Origin of the sequence: Kitasatospora sp. CB02891, assembly GCF_002803145.1 — a bacterium.
Lineage (GTDB): Bacteria > Actinomycetota > Actinomycetes > Streptomycetales > Streptomycetaceae > Kitasatospora > Kitasatospora griseola.
Genome location: NZ_NNBO01000006.1, coordinates 378,278 through 394,711, shown reverse-complemented (window position 1 = coordinate 394,711; position 16,434 = coordinate 378,278). Strand labels below are relative to the sequence as shown.

13 protein-coding genes are annotated in these 16,434 nt (G+C 73.0%); 8 read left to right on the top strand and 5 right to left on the bottom strand.

What is annotated here, in order from left to right; genetic code table 11:
• Positions 1–17 precede the first annotated feature (17 nt).
• A complete protein-coding gene (locus CG736_RS16860) occupies positions 18–1,322 on the top strand; it encodes a DivIVA domain-containing protein (RefSeq protein WP_100587033.1) in 1,305 nt (434 codons plus the stop codon).
• Between the two features lie 177 nt (positions 1,323–1,499).
• Here the strand turns inward: CG736_RS16860 and ileS are convergent, their stop codons facing one another.
• Complete coding sequence (gene ileS / locus CG736_RS16855; RefSeq protein ID WP_100587032.1) at positions 1,500–4,631, bottom strand: isoleucine--tRNA ligase; 3,132 nt, start codon at positions 4,629–4,631, stop codon at positions 1,500–1,502.
• 585 nt (positions 4,632–5,216) lie between these two features.
• Between ileS and CG736_RS16850 the strand changes: the two genes are divergently transcribed.
• The 4 genes from CG736_RS16850 (at position 5,217) to CG736_RS16835 (ending at position 7,999) form a co-directional block, all read left to right on the top strand.
• Positions 5,217–5,720, top strand: coding sequence for a TraR/DksA family transcriptional regulator (locus CG736_RS16850; RefSeq protein WP_369880207.1), 504 nt, complete (start codon positions 5,217–5,219; stop codon positions 5,718–5,720).
• Between the two features lie 124 nt (positions 5,721–5,844).
• Positions 5,845–6,546 carry a signal peptidase II gene (gene lspA / locus CG736_RS16845; protein WP_100587030.1) on the top strand — a complete coding sequence of 234 codons (702 nt, stop codon included), beginning with the start codon at positions 5,845–5,847 and terminating at the stop codon, positions 6,544–6,546.
• A gap of 51 nt (positions 6,547–6,597) precedes the next feature.
• Positions 6,598–7,536 carry an RluA family pseudouridine synthase gene (locus CG736_RS16840; protein ID WP_100587029.1) on the top strand — a complete coding sequence of 313 codons (939 nt, stop codon included), beginning with the start codon at positions 6,598–6,600 and terminating at the stop codon, positions 7,534–7,536.
• Between the two features lies 1 nt (position 7,537).
• Positions 7,538–7,999 carry a GNAT family N-acetyltransferase gene (locus CG736_RS16835; RefSeq protein WP_100587028.1) on the top strand — a complete coding sequence of 154 codons (462 nt, stop codon included), beginning with the start codon at positions 7,538–7,540 and terminating at the stop codon, positions 7,997–7,999.
• 74 nt (positions 8,000–8,073) lie between these two features.
• Here the strand turns inward: CG736_RS16835 and CG736_RS16830 are convergent, their stop codons facing one another.
• Genes CG736_RS16830 through CG736_RS16820 form a run of 3 tightly spaced genes read right to left on the bottom strand, consistent with a single transcriptional unit; the run spans position 8,074 to position 10,614 of the window.
• Entirely contained in the window at positions 8,074–8,895 is an 822-nt protein-coding gene (locus CG736_RS16830; RefSeq protein ID WP_100587027.1) for a hypothetical protein, read from the bottom strand.
• Between the two features lie 7 nt (positions 8,896–8,902).
• On the bottom strand, positions 8,903–10,312 hold the full coding sequence (locus tag CG736_RS16825; protein WP_100587026.1) for a hypothetical protein: 1,410 nt from the start codon (positions 10,310–10,312) through the stop codon (positions 8,903–8,905).
• The gene (locus CG736_RS16820; RefSeq protein ID WP_043913470.1) at positions 10,294–10,614 is read right to left on the bottom strand and encodes a hypothetical protein; all 321 of its coding nucleotides are present in this window, start codon (positions 10,612–10,614) and stop codon (positions 10,294–10,296) included. The genes CG736_RS16825 and CG736_RS16820 overlap by 19 nt, the downstream gene beginning before the upstream one ends.
• A gap of 143 nt (positions 10,615–10,757) precedes the next feature.
• Here CG736_RS16820 and CG736_RS16815 point away from each other — a divergent pair, with 143 nt between their 5' ends.
• A complete protein-coding gene (locus tag CG736_RS16815; RefSeq protein WP_100587025.1) occupies positions 10,758–11,486 on the top strand; it encodes a GNAT family N-acetyltransferase in 729 nt (242 codons plus the stop codon).
• A gap of 102 nt (positions 11,487–11,588) precedes the next feature.
• Here the strand turns inward: CG736_RS16815 and CG736_RS16810 are convergent, their stop codons facing one another.
• Positions 11,589–12,599, bottom strand: a complete 1,011-nt coding sequence (locus CG736_RS16810; protein ID WP_100587024.1) for a mechanosensitive ion channel family protein — start codon at positions 12,597–12,599, stop codon at positions 11,589–11,591.
• 266 nt (positions 12,600–12,865) lie between these two features.
• Between CG736_RS16810 and CG736_RS16805 the strand changes: the two genes are divergently transcribed.
• The gene (locus tag CG736_RS16805; protein ID WP_100587023.1) at positions 12,866–15,583 is read left to right on the top strand and encodes an alpha/beta fold hydrolase; all 2,718 of its coding nucleotides are present in this window, start codon (positions 12,866–12,868) and stop codon (positions 15,581–15,583) included.
• On the top strand, positions 15,580–16,434 hold the full coding sequence (locus tag CG736_RS16800) for an ABC transporter permease (protein WP_100587022.1): 855 nt from the start codon (positions 15,580–15,582) through the stop codon (positions 16,432–16,434). Before CG736_RS16805 ends, CG736_RS16800 begins: the two co-directional genes overlap by 4 nt.

Here is a 16,434-nt window from a genome sequence, read left to right as displayed (position 1 = left end):
CACGTTGAGGTGAAGAGATGCCATTGACCCCCGAGGACGTTCGGAACAAGCAGTTCACGACCGTCCGGCTGCGCGAAGGCTATGACGAGGACGAGGTCGATGCCTTCCTCGACGAGGTCGAAGCCGAGCTGACCCGCCTGCTGCGCGAGAACGAGGACCTGCGCGCCAAGCTGGCTGCCGCCACGCGTGCCGCCGCGCAGAACCAGGCGAACATGCGCAAGGAGCAGCAGGCTCCGCAGGACGGCGGACGACCCGGCGCTCCGGTGCCCGCCGCCATATCCGGTCCGCCGGTGCCCGGCCAGCAGCAGGGCCCCGGTCCGCAGCAGCTCGGCGGCCCGCAGCAGCTCGCCGGCCCCCAGCAGGGGATGGGCAACCAGCCGCTCGGCCTGCCGTCCGGCGCGCCGCAGCTGCCCGCCGGTCAGGGCGGCCCGATGGGCGGTCCGATGGGCAACCCGATGCAGCAGCAGATGGGCCAGACCATGGGCGGCCAGCAGCAGCTGGTCCAGCCGATGGGCGGTCAGATGCTGCAGCCGATGGGCAACCCGATGCAGCAGCAGATGGGTCAGGCCATGGGCGGGCAGCAGCTCCAGCCCATGGGCGGCCAGCAGCTGCAGCCGATGGGCGCCCCGATGGGCAACCCGATGCAGCAGCAGCAGGGCCCCGGTGGCGACAGCGCCGCCCGCGTCCTCGCGCTCGCCCAGCAGACCGCGGACCAGGCCATCTCCGAGGCCCGCTCCGAGGCCAACAAGATCGTCGGCGAGGCCCGCAGCCGCGCCGAGGGTCTGGAGCGCGACGCCCGCGCCAAGGCCGACGCGCTGGAGCGGGACGCGCAGGAGAAGCACCGCGTCGCGATGGGCTCCCTGGAGTCCGCCCGCGCCACGCTGGAGCGCAAGGTCGAGGACCTGCGCGCCTTCGAGCGCGAGTACCGCACCCGCCTGAAGTCCTACCTGGAGACCCAGCTGCGTCAGCTGGAGTCGCAGGCGGACGACTCGCTCGCCCCGCCGCGGATCCCCGCCACCGCGTCGCTGCCGCCGGCCGCGTCGTCGATGGCGCCCGCCGGTGCCGGCGCGATGTCCTCCTCGGCGCCGTCGTTCGGCTCCACCCCGTCCTTCGGCGGCAACCAGTCCTTCGGCGGCAGCTCCTTCGGCAGCTCGGCCGGCGCCCCGTCCTTCGGCGGCGCCTCCGCGAGCTCCAACGGGGCGATGGCGCCGGCGGGCATGACCCAGCCGATGGCGGCCGTGCGGCCGCAGCCCCCGCAGCCGATGCAGCAGGCCCCCGCTCCGATGCGAGGCTTCCTGATCGACGAGGACGGCGACAACTAGCGGTTCCGCAACGCGCACTTGAAAGGGCGCCCTTGGCCATGACGGCTGGGGGCGCCCTTCGCGTTGCACCGTCCGCCCGGGGAGGTCGGCCCCGTTGTCCGGGCGGAGCGTGCGGTTCGTGCTCGGTTGCTCGCGCGGTTCCCCGCGCCCCTGGCGGGGCACGGGGAACCGCTGGGCTCAGGCCTTGCGGAGGGTGAACTCCAGGGCGAGGCCCTCGTCGGAGAACCGGGGGGCGTCCGGGTCGGTGATGGTGAGGCCGAGGGATTCGGCCAGGACCTCGGCGGCCACCAGGGACTGGTGCTCGGTCAGGGCGGCGAGGGTGTCCTCGTCGGTGGTGGCGAGCTGGAGGTGGATGCGGTCGGCGACGTCGAGGCCGGAGTTCTTGCGAGCCTCCTGGATCTGCCGGATCGCGTCGCGGACCACGCCGAGCCGCTTGAGCTCGGGGGTGATCGCCAGGTCGAGGGCGACGGTCGCGCCGGACTCGTTGGCGACGGCCCAACCCTCGCGCGGGGTCTCGGTGATGACGACCTCGTCGGGGGAGAGGGTGACCGTCTCGCCGTTGAGTTCGACCGAGGTCTCGCCGGTGGCGCGGAGCTCAGCGGCGAGCTTCGCGGCGTCCGCGGCGGCGACGGCCTTGGCGACGTCCTGGACGCCCTTGCCGAAACGCTTGCCGAGGGCACGGAAGTTGGCCTTGGCGGAGGTGTCGACGAGGGAGCCGCCGACCTCGGCGAGGGATTCGAGGACGGAGACGTTGAGCTCTTCGGCGATCTGGGCGCGCAGGTCGGCGGGGAGCTCCTCCCAGCCCTGGGCGGCGATCAGCGCGCGGGAGAGCGGCTGACGGGTCTTCACTCCGCTCTCGGCGCGGGTGGCGCGGCCGAGTTCGACCAGGCGGCGGACCAGCGCCATGTGCTTGGAGAGCTCGGTGTCGATGAGCGTCCCGTCGGCGACCGGCCAGCTGGAGAGGTGGACGGAGAGCGGGGCGTCCGGGGTGACCGGGACGACCAGGTCCTGCCAGACCCGCTCGGTGATGAACGGGGTGAGCGGGGCCATCAGGCGGGTGACGGTCTCCAGCGCCTCGTGCAGGGTGGCGAGTGCGGCGGCGTCGCCCTGCCAGAAGCGGCGGCGGCCGCGGCGGACGTACCAGTTGGAGAGGTCGTCGACGAAGCCGGACAGCAGCTTGCCGGCCCGCTGGGTGTCGTAGGCCTCGTAGGAGGCGTCCACCTCGCGCACCAGGGTGTGCAGTTCGGACAGCACCCAGCGGTCGAGCTGCGGGCGGTCGGCGGCGGCCGGGTCGTTCGCCGAGGGGGCCCAGCCGGCGGTGCGGGCGTACAGGGCCTGGAAGGCGACGGTGTTCCAGTAGGTGAGGAGGGTCTTGCGGACCACCTCCTGGATCGTGCCGTGGCCGACCCGGCGGGCCGACCAGGGGGAGCCGCCGGCGGCCATGAACCAGCGGACCGCGTCGGCGCCGTGCTGGTCCATCAGCGGGATCGGCTGGAGGATGTTGCCCAGGTGCTTGGACATCTTCCGGCCGTCCTCGGCCAGGATGTGGCCCAGGCAGACGACGTTCTCGTAGGAGTTCTTGTCGAACACCAGGGTGCCGACGGCCATCAGGGTGTAGAACCAGCCGCGGGTCTGGTCGATCGCCTCGGAGATGAACTGCGCCGGGTAGCGCTGCTCGAACAGCTCCTTGTTGCGGTACGGGTAGCCGTACTGCGCGAACGGCATGGAGCCCGAGTCGTACCAGGCGTCGATCACCTCGGGCACCCGGACCGCGGTGGTGGAGCACTGCGGGCAGGCGAAGGTGACCTCGTCGATGAACGGGCGGTGCGGGTCCAGCTCCGACTGGTCGGTGCCGGTCAGCTCGGAGAGCCGGGCGAGCGAGCCGACGCAGGTCAGGTGGTCGTCCTCGCAGCGCCAGATCGGCAGCGGGGTGCCCCAGTAGCGGTTGCGGGACAGCGCCCAGTCGATGTTGTTGTTCAGCCAGTCGCCGAAGCGGCCGTGCTTGACCGTCTCCGGGTACCAGTTGGTGGCCTCGTTCTCGCGGATCATCGCGTCCTTGACGGCGGTGGTCCGGATGTACCAGGAGGGCTGCGCGTAGTACAGCAGCGCGGTGTGGCAGCGCCAGCAGTGCGGGTAGCTGTGCTCGTACGGGAGGTGACGGAACAGCAGGTCGCGGGCCAACAGGTCGGCGACCAGGGTCTCGTCGGCCTTCTTGAAGAACACGCCGCCGACCAGCGGCACCTCGGGGGAGAAGGTGCCGTCGGTCTCCACCGGGTTGACCACCGGGAGGCCGTAGCGGCGGCAGGTCGCGAGGTCGTCGGCGCCGAAGGCGGGCGACTGGTGGACGATGCCGGTGCCGTCCTCGGTGGTGACGTACTCGGCCGTCAGGACGTAGTGGGCGTCCGGGATCTCGACCAGCTCGAACGGGCGCCGGTAGGCCCAGCGCTCCATCTCGGCGCCGGTGAAGGATTCGCCGGTGGTCTCCCAGCCCTCGCCGAGGGCCTTGGCGACCAGCGGCTCGGCGACCACCAGGCGCTCGTTGCCGTCGGTGGCGACCACGTAGGTCACCTCGGGGTGGACGGCCGCGGCGGTGTTGGAGACCAGGGTCCACGGGGTGGTGGTCCACACCAGCAGGGCGGCGGTGTCGGCCAGCGGGCCGGAGGTGAGCGGGAAGCGCACGTAGACCGACGGGTCGACCACGGTCTCGTAGCCCTGGGCCAGCTCGTGGTCGGACAGGCCGGTGCCGCAGCGCGGGCACCACGGGGCGACGCGGTGGTCCTGGACCAGCAGGCCCTTGTCGAAGATCTGCTGGAGCGACCACCAGACCGACTCGATGTACGAGGGGTCCATGGTGCGGTAGGCCTGGTCGAGGTCGACCCAGTAGCCCATCCGCTCGGTGAGCTCGGCGAAGGCGTCGGTGTGCCGGGTGACCGACTCGCGGCACTTGGCGTTGAACTCGGCGATGCCGTACTTCTCGATGTCCGGCTTGCCGGAGAAGCCCAGCTCCTTCTCCACCGCGAGCTCCACCGGCAGGCCGTGGCAGTCCCAGCCGGCCTTGCGGGCCACGTGGTAGCCCTTCATGGTGCGGAAGCGCGGGAAGACGTCCTTGAAGACGCGGGCCTCGATGTGGTGCGCGCCCGGCATGCCGTTGGCGGTCGGCGGGCCCTCGTAGAACACCCATTCGGGGCGGCCCTGGGACTGCTCCAGGCTGCGCTGGAAGACCTTCTGGTCCTGCCAGAAGGAGAGGATCTGGTGCTCCAGCGCGGGCAGGTCGACCTGCGCGGGAACGGCGTTGTAGGTGGGCGACATGGGGTGCGTCAACCTCCGGCGGATGCGTGGACTGGCTCCGACGGAGGGACGAGACGGCGAGCCGCCCCGCGGTACCACCCTCCTTGACCGCGCGCGCTGCGGCCCTCTCTTTGGGTTTGCTGCCGGGTCTAGTAGGCCGTTGAACCGGCCGTTCTTCCGGCGGCTCGGGGGTGATCTTCCCGCCGTGCACACCCCCGGGCTCGCACCGTCCCCGGGTCGCTCATGGCTGCGTAACGTCGGTACTCGTCCCGTCTGCGCCTTGCAGGCCCAGTGTATCGGCCCTCGCAAGCCGTTTCGCGCACCCGCGAGCCGGGCCCCGGGCGGTTAGCCGGAGGCGTTCTGGGCACAACTTCGGGCAGCGTCGACACCGACGGAGGCTGCGCGGGTGGGATCGGAGAAACGCTTCGGTATGTCCCGTTGTAGGGCGATTCGATGAGGTTTATCGTTCCGGGACCGGCAAGATCGTCGGGAACCGACGCTTCTGATCATTCGTGAATGAGGTCGAAAGCCATGGCTGAGAAGGCGACAGGAACCGTGACCACGAGGTCGCGCAAGGCCGTGGCGAGCGACCCAGGGGAGGGGACCGTGAGTACTGCGCGGCGAAAGACCGGCACCACCGGACACACCGCGGCCAGCAGCCGCTCGCACGTGCCGGCCGGCTCCGGCGCGCGCGACGGCGCCGAGTCGGTCGACCCGGCGGACCTGCCGGTCCGGTCCGGCGAAGAGCCGTGGACGGCCGCCGAGGTCGCCGAACTGCACGACGAACTGGCGTCCGACCTGCTCCGGCTGCGCTCCGAGATCGAGGCCTCCGAGGCCGCCATCGCCGGCCTGATGCGGGACTCCAACGACGGCGCGGGCGACGACCAGGTCGACGCCGGCACCAAGAACATCAACCGGGAGAGCGAGCTGTCGCTCGCCAACAACGCGCGCGACTCGCTCGCCCAGACCGAACGCGCGCTGGCCCGCCTCGAAGGCACCGGATTCGGCCTGTGCGAGTCCTGCGGCAAGCCCGTCGGCAAGGCCCGCCTGCAGGCGTTCCCCCGGGCCACCCTCTGCGTCAGCTGCAAGGCGAAGCAGGAACGCCGCTGACCGCGGCCCACGCCCCGGCCGTCCTGCGCGCCGTACATTGTCGTACAGGGCGGCCAACGGGGCGACGGGTGTCGTACTCTCGTCCCCGTAACGTCGACCGGCTTTTCCCACGGCAGCGGAGCGGATCATCAGCACTCCAGGTTCCCACCAGACCCAGGACGACGCCGTCCCCAGCGCCCCCTCCACCGGGGCGGGTGACCGGGTGAGCCCCGCCGCGCCCGGGGAGCGCCGGGCCGAGGGCGGCGCCACCGCCGCCGACGGGGGCCGCGCCGCGGTCCGCCGCCGCCGGATCAGCGTGCTGCTGAGCGTCGCGCTGCTCGCCTACCTGATCGACCTCGGCTCCAAGCTGCTGGTGGTCGCCCACCTGGAGGACCGCACCGCGCCGATCCGGGTGATCGGCGACTGGATGACCCTCCAGGTGATCCGCAACGGCGGCGCCGCGTTCGGCATGGGCGAGGCGCTGACCGTGCTGTTCACCGCCATCGCCACCGGCGTCATCGTGGTGATCTGGCGGATCGCCCGCCGCCTGTACAGCCTGCCCTGGGCGATCGCGCTCGGCCTGCTGCTCGGCGGGGCGCTCGGCAACCTCACCGACCGGCTGTTCCGCTCCCCGTCCGTGTTCCGCGGCCACGTGGTCGACTTCATCTCGGTCCAGCACTTCGCGGTCTTCAACCTCGCCGACTCGGCGATCGTCTGCGGCGGCATCCTGGTCGTCCTGCTCTCCTTCCGCGGCTCCAACCCGGACGGCACCACGCACGGCGCCCCCGCCGCCAAGACCGAGGAGCGGTCGACGGACGACGGCGGGGACGGGCCGTCCAAGGCCTGACGGGCCCACTGGCGGGAAGGGGGCGGGTCCGGGTCGGGCATACTCGGGTGGGTGAGTATCGCAGCGCAGACCCGTAGCCTCCCCGTACCCGACGGCCTGGAGGGCGAGCGGCTGGACGCCGCCCTGGCCCGGATGTTCGGGTTCTCCCGCACCAAGGCCGCCGAGCTCGCCGCCGAGGGCAAGGTCACCCTGGACGGCGCGGTCGCCGGGAAGTCGGACCGGGTCACCGCCGGATCCTGGCTGGAGGTCGAGATCCCCGCCCCCGCGGCGCCGGTGCAGATCGTCGCCGAAGCCGTCGAGGGCATGCGGATCATCCACGACGACGACCACGTGGTCGTCATCGACAAGCCGGTCGGCGTCGCCGCGCACCCCAGCCCCGGCTGGACCGGCCCCACCGTGATCGGCGGCCTGGCCGCCGCCGGCTACCGGATCTCCACCTCCGGCGCCGCCGAGCGCCAGGGCGTCGTGCACCGCCTGGACGTCGGCACCTCCGGGATTATGGTGGTCGCCAAGTCCGAGCGCGCCTACACCGACCTGAAGCGGCAGTTCCACGACCGGGTCACCGAGAAGAAGTACAACGCGCTGGTCCAGGGCCACCCCGACCCGCTGTCCGGCACCGTGGACGCGCCGATCGGCCGCCACCCCAGCAGCGACTGGAAGTGGGCGGTGACCCGGGACGGCAAGCCGTCCGTCACCCACTACGACCTGATCGAGGCCTACCGCGCCGCCTCCCTGCTGGACATCAAGCTGGAGACCGGCCGCACCCACCAGATCCGGGTCCACATGTCGGCGCTGCGCCACCCCTGCGTCGGCGACCTCACCTACGGCGCGGACCCGACGCTCGCCAAGCGGCTCGGCCTGACCCGGCAGTGGCTGCACGCCGTCTCGCTCGGCTTCGAGCACCCCGAGGACGGGCGCTGGGTGGAGTTCACCTCCGCCTACCCCGAGGACCTGCAGCACGCGCTGGACGTCATCGCGGCGGAGAGCTGAGATGGCCGTCGTCATTCGGGTCGCCGACGACGAGGACGACCTGGCCGCCGTGTGGGCGGTGCGGCGCGCGGTGTTCGTCGAGGAGCAGGAGATCCCCGCCGAGCTGGAGTACGACGAGTACGACGCCACCTCGGCGCACGTGCTGGCGGTCGGCGAGGACGGCGCCCCGCTCGGCACCGCGCGGCTGATCTCCGGCGCCCAGGCGCTCACCCTCACCGGCGGCATCGCCGGCCGGGTGCTGCTCGGCCGGCTCGCCGTGGTCCCGGCCGCGCGCGGCACCGGCCTGGGCGTCCGGCTGGTCCGGGCCGTCGAGGAGCTGGGCCGCGAGCACGGCGCGACGGAGCTCGAACTGCACGCGCAGGTACAGGCGCTGGGCTTCTACGAGCGGCTCGGCTACGCGGCCCACGGGCCCGAGTACGACGACGCGGGGATTCCGCACCGCACCATGACGCGGGTGCTGTAGCGCTCTCGGGCGAGCAGCGCTTTCGGGCGGACGAGGGGCCGCGGTCGGGATTCCGGCCGCGGCCCCTCGCGCGTTCAGTCGCCGTCGTAGGAGACGACGACCCCGCCGAGGTCCCGCGCGACCCGGTCGGCGAGCCCGTAGTCGCACAGGTTGACCGACCAGTTCGCGCCCGCGGCGAGGTATCCGGGGATGCCGGGAACGGAGAGCGCCCCGCGCAGGGACCGGTCGCGCCCGGCGTCGCTGCCGAAGACCCGCAGGCTCGCGCAGTTCGGCCCGTGGCCGACCCGGCTTCCGGTCCGGCAGGCCAGCGAGCCGCCGGGTTCCGCCTTCCGGTCCTCGCAGCCGACGGAGGCGTCGAGGGCCGTGGCGAGCTGCTCGACGCTGTCGTAGCGGGGCGCCGGCGGGATCACGGGCAGCGGGCGGGCGGGAGCGCTCGGCCCGTCGCCGGGGAGCACCGCACCGCCGAGGATCTGCGCGATCCGCGGCGCGTAGGCGGGGTCGACGACGTTGATGCTCCAGTTCCCGGCCGCGACGAAGGTCTGGTGGTACGCGGTGCGCCCGGCCGCGATGGCGTTGCCGATGTCGTCGCGGGTGAACTGCTCGGGGTTGTACACGTCGACGACGTACTCGAAGGTGTCGCCGTCGACGGTCGTCGTGCAGTCGGTGCTCGATCCCCCGGGGAGGCTGCTGTGCAGGGTGACCAGGCAGGGGACGCCCGCGCGTTCGAGGGCGTCGACGAGCGCGCCGGCGTCGGGGAACTGCGGCACGGTCGGCACGTTCGAGGGCATGGGCACGCGGGGCGGCCGTCCGTCGCCGCCGCACGAGACCAGGCCGGAAGCCAGGCAGGCGGCGGACAGCGCGGCGGCGAGCGCGCGGGCGGGGCGGGGACGGCGCATCGCTCGCTCAGCCCGCCGGCGGGGTGGGGGCGGGGCCGGGGCTCGGCGCCGGGATCGGCAGGACGCCCGGGACCGGCGGGACCGGCGGGCGGAGCAGGCCGGGCTGCGCCGGTGCGGTGCCGCGGGCGCGGGTGCTCACGCCCGGCCCGGCGTACACCGGGTTCAGCTCGACGGCGGTGTCGGACGGGGTGCGGGACGCGAGGTCGTCGAGGGCCCGGCGGCGTTCGGCCTCCGGGAGGCTGTTCCAGGCGTCCGCGTCGCGCAGGGACTGCTGCAGGGCGTCCCAGCTGTCGGACCGGTCCTTGATGGCCGCGCCGCGGTGCGAACCGTCGTCGCCGTACTGGACGTTGGCGCGGCGGACCTGCTCGGTGTCGGCGGCGTAGAGCAGGAAGAGCTGCTTGTCCGAGGTGGCGCCGTCCGGCGTCCGCCGGAGCCGTTTCAGGTGGTGGGCGCTCAGCCGGACGTCCTCGGCGGGGTGTTCCTCGACGTACTCCGCCAGCCGGGTGTCGCTGAGCCCGACGAGGTTCGGGAAGGCGGCCGGGTCGGCGTCGATCACGCTCCGGGCGGTGGCGAGCTTGATGTGGGTGATGCCGAGGGACTTGTCGGGCTTCAGGCTGTCCGCCGCGGCCCGGTCGGACCTCCGCCCGAGGGCGGTCAACGGACCGTCCAGGCCGGGCTCCTCGTTCTGGTACCACTGCTGCTCCTGCCACATCACGGCGAGCAGCAGGTCGGTGCTGATGCCGGTCTCGGCGGACGCCCGGCGGGCGGCGTCGATCAGCTCGGGCGGGACGTTGATCCGGTGCGGGCCGTCGTGGGTGCTCTGCAGGCGCAGGGCGACGGCGAGGGCGCTGTTGCCGTCGTGGTCGAGAGCGGCCCGGACGGTGCCGGGACTCTCGATCCCGGACAGTTGGGCCAGGGTGCGCAGTTCGTCGGCCGCGCCGATGTCCGCGGCGGTGGCGTCGTGCAGGGCCGCCGTGATCAGGGCCTGGGCCTGGTGGATCCGCTCGCCGAGGGCGGCTTCCTTCGCCGGGTCGACGGGACCGGGGTCGCGGTGCACGCTGCCGTCCTGACCGACGTTCAGCCGGTGGTCGCGGGCGAGGTCGAGTGCGCCGTGCAGGGTGCGCTGGGCGGCCGCCATCGACGTGGCGAGCCGGTCGTAGACCTTGGCGAGGTCGCGCATCGACAGGGCGGCGGAGTCGTAGGACTCCGCGTGCCGGGCGAAACGGGCGCGGGCCGAATCGCCGGTCGGACTGGTCCAGGCGCCGGCGAGGGTCCGGTTCACCTCGTCGCGGGCGACCGAGGCGAGGTGCTCGCAGTGCCTGGCCGTGGTGAGGGCGTCGTCGCAGGCCTGCTGCCAGAGCCCGGGCTGGGCGTGGTCCAGGTCGTCGAGGGTCAGCATCAGGCCCCCCGCAGCCACTGCGCGTCATCCGAGAGGGCGACGGCCGTCGCGCCGTCCGTGTTGACGTAGGCATTCGCCGAGGCACGGAGCGCGTCGGCCGCGGCCTCGACCTCGTCCGCCTCCCGGTGCAGGCGGTCCCGCCAGGCCGCGACGCAGCGGGTGCTGGCGTCGGCCGCCTGCCAGCCGCGATGCGCGCCGCCGGCGGTCCGGGCGTCGTCCAGCAGGAACCCGCGGCGGCTGTCCGAGGCGGACTCCCGCATCAGGACGGCGGCGCGGTGGACGCCGTCCGGGTCGATGGCGATATCGGCTTGCCAAGTCATCTCCCCATGGTGACGCTTCGTGGCGGCGGCTTGACCGTGGGTGGTCCGGTCGTGGCTCCATGGAATGGGCACGGCGTGGACCTTTTCGAGGTTCCACGCGCTTCCTAGCCTGGAAGGACCGGCACCCACCAGGAGAAGAGAGCATGTCCGCACGCCTCAACGCACACGGCCAGCCCGTCGGCCACCCGCTGCCCGACTGGACGGCGCGTCCCGCGCCCGCCCGGGTCACCCTCGACGGACGCTTCTGCCGGGTGGAGCCCCTGGACGTGGACCGCCACGCCGACGACCTGTACGCGGCGTACGCGCTCGCGGCGGACGGCCGGGACTGGACGTATCTGACGGTCGGCCCGTTCGACGGCCCGGCCGCCCACCGCGCGTACCTGGCGAAGACGGCGCGGACGGACGACCCCCTGCACTACGCGGTCGTCGATCTGCGCAGCGGCCGGGCCGTCGGCACCCTCGCCCTGATGCGCCAGGACCCGGCCAACGGTGTCGTCGAGGTCGGCAGCGTGACCTTCTCACCGCTGCTGAAGCGGACCGCGGTCTCCACCGAGGCGCAGTTCCTGCTGATGTCCTACGTCTTCGACGAGCTCGGCCACCGGCGCTACGAGTGGAAGTGCGACACCCTCAACGCGCCCTCCCGCAAGGCGGCGCTGCGGCTGGGCTTCACCTTCGAAGGGGTCTTCCGGCAGGCCGTGGTCTACAAGGGCCGCAACCGGGACACCGCCTGGTACTCCGTCATCGACGCCGAGTGGCCGCAGGTCGGCAAGGCGCTGCGGGAGTGGCTCGCGCCCGACAACTTCGACGCGGACGGCCGGCAGCGGCGTTCGCTGTCCGCCGTCCGGGCGTCGGGCGGACCGGCGGGAAGCTGACGGGCCGGCAAGCACCCCTGCTCGAACGGGGACCGGCCGTGCGCGGCTGCGACACCCCGACCGCGGTGCGGCTCCCGACGGCGGGCCGGTGGCGCACCGGTGCTAGGTCGTGCGGACGCGGGGGAGGGCGTCCGGGTGGTGGTCCCTCAGGTAGGCGATCAGGTGTTCGCGGGTGGCGAGCTTGAGGGCGGCGGTGGCGTCCGGGTCGCGGGCGGTCATCATGGCGCGGACCACGATGGTGGACGGCGTGGTGTCGGTGACGGTGAGGGACCACTCCTCGCCGTCCCACAGGTCGGTGCCGGTCAGGAAGCGCTCCAGTTCCGCGCGCAGGGCGTCGATCGGGGTGCGGTGGTCCAGGTGCAGCAGCACCCAGGCGAGCAGGCCCGGGTCGCGGCGGGTCCAGTTCTCGAACGGCTTGGAGACGAAGTACGAGACCGGGACCACCAGGCGGCGGTAGTCCCACAGCCGCAGCACCAAATAGGAGAGGGTGATCTCCTCGACCGTGCCCTGCTGGCCCTCCAGCACCACCGTGTCGCCGATCCGGACGGTGTCGCTGAACGCGATCTGCAGGCCCGCGAAGAAGTTGCCGAGCGCGGACTGGGCGGCGATGCCCGCCACGATGCCGATCAGGCCTGCGGAGGCGAGCAGGCTGGCCCCCACCGTGCGCATCGCGTCGAAGGTCAGCAGGAGCGCGCCGACCGTCACCACCCAGATCACCGCCGCGCCGACCCGACGGACCAGACCGAGTTGGGTCCGTACGCGCTGGACCCGGGACGCGTCCTCGGTGATCGTCTCGTAGCGGCTGAAGACCGCCTCCAGGACGGCGGCGAGGATCCTGACGGTGAGCCAGCCGAGAGACGCGATCAGCGCGAGCAGGACGGTGTGGAGGACGACGCTGTCCTCGCTGGGGAAGATCCGGCGGATCGGGTGGGACAGGAGCAGCAGCGCGGCCAGCAGCGTCAGCTGGAGGGGGATGCGGCAGCGGCGCAGGGACTCCCAGACCGGGGCGTCCGGGTGGCGGGCGGCGAGGCGCTGGAGGGTCTGGTCGACCAGCCAGCCGACGAAGAGGGTGGCGAGGATCGCGGTGAGGAGGCTGGCGAGAGGCCATAGCACGGGGCACCTCGGGGAAGGTGGGGGATTTGCACCATAGCGTGCGAGTTGTGGGTGATTGGGTTTTTTGCGCCCAGCTGCCCGCCCGTGGCCCACCAGCGAAGGAAGGGGTGAGGGAGTGCGAACCGGGGGGCGCGTGGGGGCACCTCCCGGCCCGCCAGGGCTGGGGGAGAACTCCCCGCGCCCCTGAATGGCTGCCCGCCTGCTCGCGCTCGCCTCCCCCGGCTGTTGACGAAGTGCCTACTCGGGGCGTGGTTAGGATCGCGGGTATGGGGTTCGCTGAGGCATGGCGCGGGTGGGTGATGCGTCGGCGGGTGGTGGTGGCCGGGGGCGCGGTGGTGGCGTTGCTGGTGGGGGGCGGTGCGGTGGTCGCGGTGGCGGGGGAGCCGGCGGCGGTGCATCGGGAGGACCGGTTCCTGGAGGTGTCGGAGGGGGTCCGGATCGACACCTCGTTCTTCACGGGGAGCGGGTCGGGGCGGCGTCCGGCGATTCTGCTGGCGCACGGTTTCGGCGGGTCGAAGGAGAGCGAGCGGCAGCGGGCCGAGGAGCTGGCCCGGGCCGGGTACGCGGTGTTGACGTGGTCGGCGCGCGGGTTCGGGCAGTCGTCGGGGCAGATCGGGTTGAACCAGCCGGAGCGTGAGGTCGCGGATGTGTCGCGGCTGGTGGACTGGCTGGCGCAGCGCCCCGAGGTGCAGTTGGACGGGGCGGGCGATCCGCGGGTCGGGGTGACGGGCGCGTCGTACGGCGGGGCGGTGTCGTTGCTGGCGGCCGGGTACGACAGGCGGATCGATGCGATCGCGCCGCAGATCACCTGGTGGAACCTGGCGGATGCGCTGTTCCCGCAGGCGGCGCAGGGGAGTTCGGCCGCCGACGGGGTGTTCAAGAAGCTGTGGGCGGGGATTTTCTTCACCACCGGTTCGGCGTCGGGGCTGGGCGGTGGGTCGCCGGTGCAGGCCGAGGGCCCGGTGGGGTGCGGGCGGTTCCGGGACGAGCTGTGCGCGATGTACAACCGGGTGGCGGCGGCCGGGCGGCCGGACGCGGACGCGGTGAAGGTCCTGGAGCAGTCGAGCCCGTCCGCGGTGGCGGATCGGATCAAGGTGCCGACGCTGGTGATCCAGGGTCAGCAGGACTCGCTGTTCCCGCTCGACCAGGGCGATCGGATCGCGAAGGCGGTGGCCGCGAACGGCGCGCCGGTGGCGGTGGACTGGTTCGGCGCGGGGCACGACGGCGGGCAGGAGAGCAGTACCCGCTCGGACGCCCGGGTGACGGCCTGGTTCGATCACTACTTGAAGGGCGAGGGCACCTCGACCGGCCCCGCGTTCCGGGTGACGCGCACCGGCGGCGTCGATTCGACGGGCTTCCAGGCGGTGCTGCGCGGTGCGGACGCCGACAGCTACCCCGGGTTGGGCGGGACGGCGCAGCGCAGCGTGGAGCTGACGGGCCGTGAACAGCAGGTGGCGAACCCGCCCGGCGGTGCGCCGCCGAACATTTCGACGTTGCCGGGGATCGGGGCGCTGTCCCAGCTGTCCTCGGTGGGTGCGGGTCTGTCGATCGACTTCCCCGGCCAGTTCGCGTCCTTCGACTCCGCGCCGCTGGGCGGCGCGCTGCATCTGACGGGTGCGCCGACGGTGTCGGTCCAGGTGGCGGCGGACGTGCCGGAGGCGGTGCTGTTCGCGAAGGTGTACGACGTCGCGCCGGACGGGAAGCAGTCGCTGCCGCAGCAGTTGGTCGCCCCGCTGCGGGTGACCGGCGCGGACGCGGCGGGCGGGCGGACGGTGCAGGTGACGCTGCCGGCCGTGGACCACGAGTTCCCGGCCGGGCACCGGCTGCGGCTGGTGCTGGCGTCCACCGACCTGGCGTACGCCTCGCCCGCGCAGGCCGCCACGTACCGGCTGGCCGCGGCCGGGCCGCTGAGCGTGCCGACGGTGGACCAGTTGCACACCGCGGCCGCGCCGCTGCCGAACCGGACCTGGGTGCTGCCGCTGGTGGCGGTGGCGATCGGCGCGCTGCTGCTGTTCGCGCGCCGTCGGCGGGCGGCGACGCCGGCGCCGGATCCGGAGCTGGCCGGGGTGCCGTTGCAGATCACCGGGCTGTCGAAGAAGTACAAGGGCTCGGTGGACCGGTACGCGGTACGGGAGTTGTCGTTCCGGGTGGAGGCCGGGCAGGTGCTCGGCCTGCTCGGTCCGAACGGCGCCGGCAAGACCACCACGCTGCGGATGCTGATGGGGCTGATCCGCCCCGACGAGGGCGAGATCCGGGTGTTCGGGCAGGCGATCCGGCCGGGTGCGCCGGTGCTGTCCCGGGTCGGGGCGTTCGTCGAGGGCGCGGGTTTCCTGCCGCACCTGAGCGGGCGGGCCAACCTGGAGTCGTACTGGGCGGCCACCGGGCGGCCGGTGGAGGACGCGCACTTCGCGGAGGCGCTGGAGATCGCCGGCCTCGGCGAGGCGCTGGAGCGCGCGGTGCGCACCTACTCGCAGGGCATGCGGCAGCGGCTGGCGATCGCGCAGGCCATGCTGGGCCTGCCCGACCTGCTGATCCTGGACGAGCCGACCAACGGTCTCGACCCGCCGCAGATCCGCGAGATGCGGGAGGTGATGGTCCGTTACGCCGCCGCCGGGCGTACCGTCATCGTCTCCAGCCACCTGCTCGCCGAGGTCGAGCAGTCCTGCACCCACCTGGTGGTGATGGAGCGCGGCCGACTGGTGGTGGCCGGGCCGACCGCCGGGATCACCGGCGCGGGCGAGCAGTTGCTGGTGAGCGTCGAGGACGGCTTCGCCGAGGCGGAGGCGGTCGCGGAGAAGCTGGCCGCGCTGGACGGCGTGGAGTCGGTGCAGACGGTGGACGGCGGGCTGCTGGTCGGGCTGGACGGCCTGCCGGTGAGCCGGCTGACCGCCGAACTGGTGCGCCTGGGCGTGCCGGTGGCGGGCATCGGCCCGCAGCGACGGCTGGAGGACGCCTTCCTGTCCCTGATCCGAGGAGCGGCATGAGTACGGTGATGGACACGGCGGCCCCCGGGTACCGGCCGGGGCGGACGCTGCCGTTGCGGGTCGAGGCGATGCGGCAGCTGCGGCGCCGCCGCACGCTGGTGATCGGCGGGGTGCTGGCGCTGCTGCCGTTCGTCGTGCTGGCGGCGTTCCAGATCGGCGGCACGCCGGGGCGGGAGAACCGCACCACGTTCATCGAGCTGGCCACCGCGTCCGGCGCGAACTTCGCGACCACGCTGCTGTTCATGGGCACCGGGTTCCTGCTGGTGATCCCGGTGGCGCTGTTCTGCGGCGACACCGTGGCGTCCGAGGCGAGTTGGTCCTCGCTGCGCTACCTGCTGGCGGCGCCGGTGCCGCGGGCCCGGCTGCTGGCGCGGAAGTTCACCGTGGCGATGGTCTTCTCGGCCGCGGCGGTCGTGCTGCTGCCCGCCGTCGGCCTGGTGGTCGGCACCGCCGCGTACGGCTGGGGCGACCTGAAGCTCCCGACCGGGGCGACCCTCTCCGCGACCGAGGCGCTGCCCCGGCTGGCGCTCGCCGTGCTGTACGTCTTCCTGGCCGAAGTCGTGGTCGGCGCACTGGCGTTCTGGATCTCCACCGCGACGGACGCCCCGCTGGGCGCGGTGGGCGGCGCGGTGTTCGCGTCGATCATCACCGGCGTGCTGGACGCCGTCACCGCGCTCGGCTCGCTGCGCGAGTGGTTCCCCGCGCACTGGCAGTACGCCTGGGCGGACGCGCTGCAGCCGCAGCTGGAGTGGGGCGGGATGGTGCAGGGCGTGGTGCTGTCGCTGTCGTACGCGGTGGTGCTGCTGGCGCTGGCGTTCCGCGGCTTTTCGACCAAGGACGTGGTGTCCTGA

Coding starts and splice junctions, on each gene's coding strand:
- CG736_RS16860 (WP_100587033.1), top strand. CDS start 18: ATGCCATTGACCCCCGAGGACGTTCGGAACAAGCAGTTCACGACCGTC.
- ileS (WP_100587032.1), bottom strand. CDS start 4,631: ATGTCGCCCACCTACAACGCCGTTCCCGCGCAGGTCGACCTGCCCGCG.
- CG736_RS16835 (WP_100587028.1), top strand. CDS start 7,538: ATGGCCGTCGTCATTCGGGTCGCCGACGACGAGGACGACCTGGCCGCC.
- CG736_RS16830 (WP_100587027.1), bottom strand. CDS start 8,895: ATGCGCCGTCCCCGCCCCGCCCGCGCGCTCGCCGCCGCGCTGTCCGCC.
- CG736_RS16820 (WP_043913470.1), bottom strand. CDS start 10,614: ATGACTTGGCAAGCCGATATCGCCATCGACCCGGACGGCGTCCACCGC.
- CG736_RS16815 (WP_100587025.1), top strand. CDS start 10,758: ATGTCCGCACGCCTCAACGCACACGGCCAGCCCGTCGGCCACCCGCTG.
- CG736_RS16805 (WP_100587023.1), top strand. CDS start 12,866: ATGGGGTTCGCTGAGGCATGGCGCGGGTGGGTGATGCGTCGGCGGGTG.
- CG736_RS16800 (WP_100587022.1), top strand. CDS start 15,580: ATGAGTACGGTGATGGACACGGCGGCCCCCGGGTACCGGCCGGGGCGG.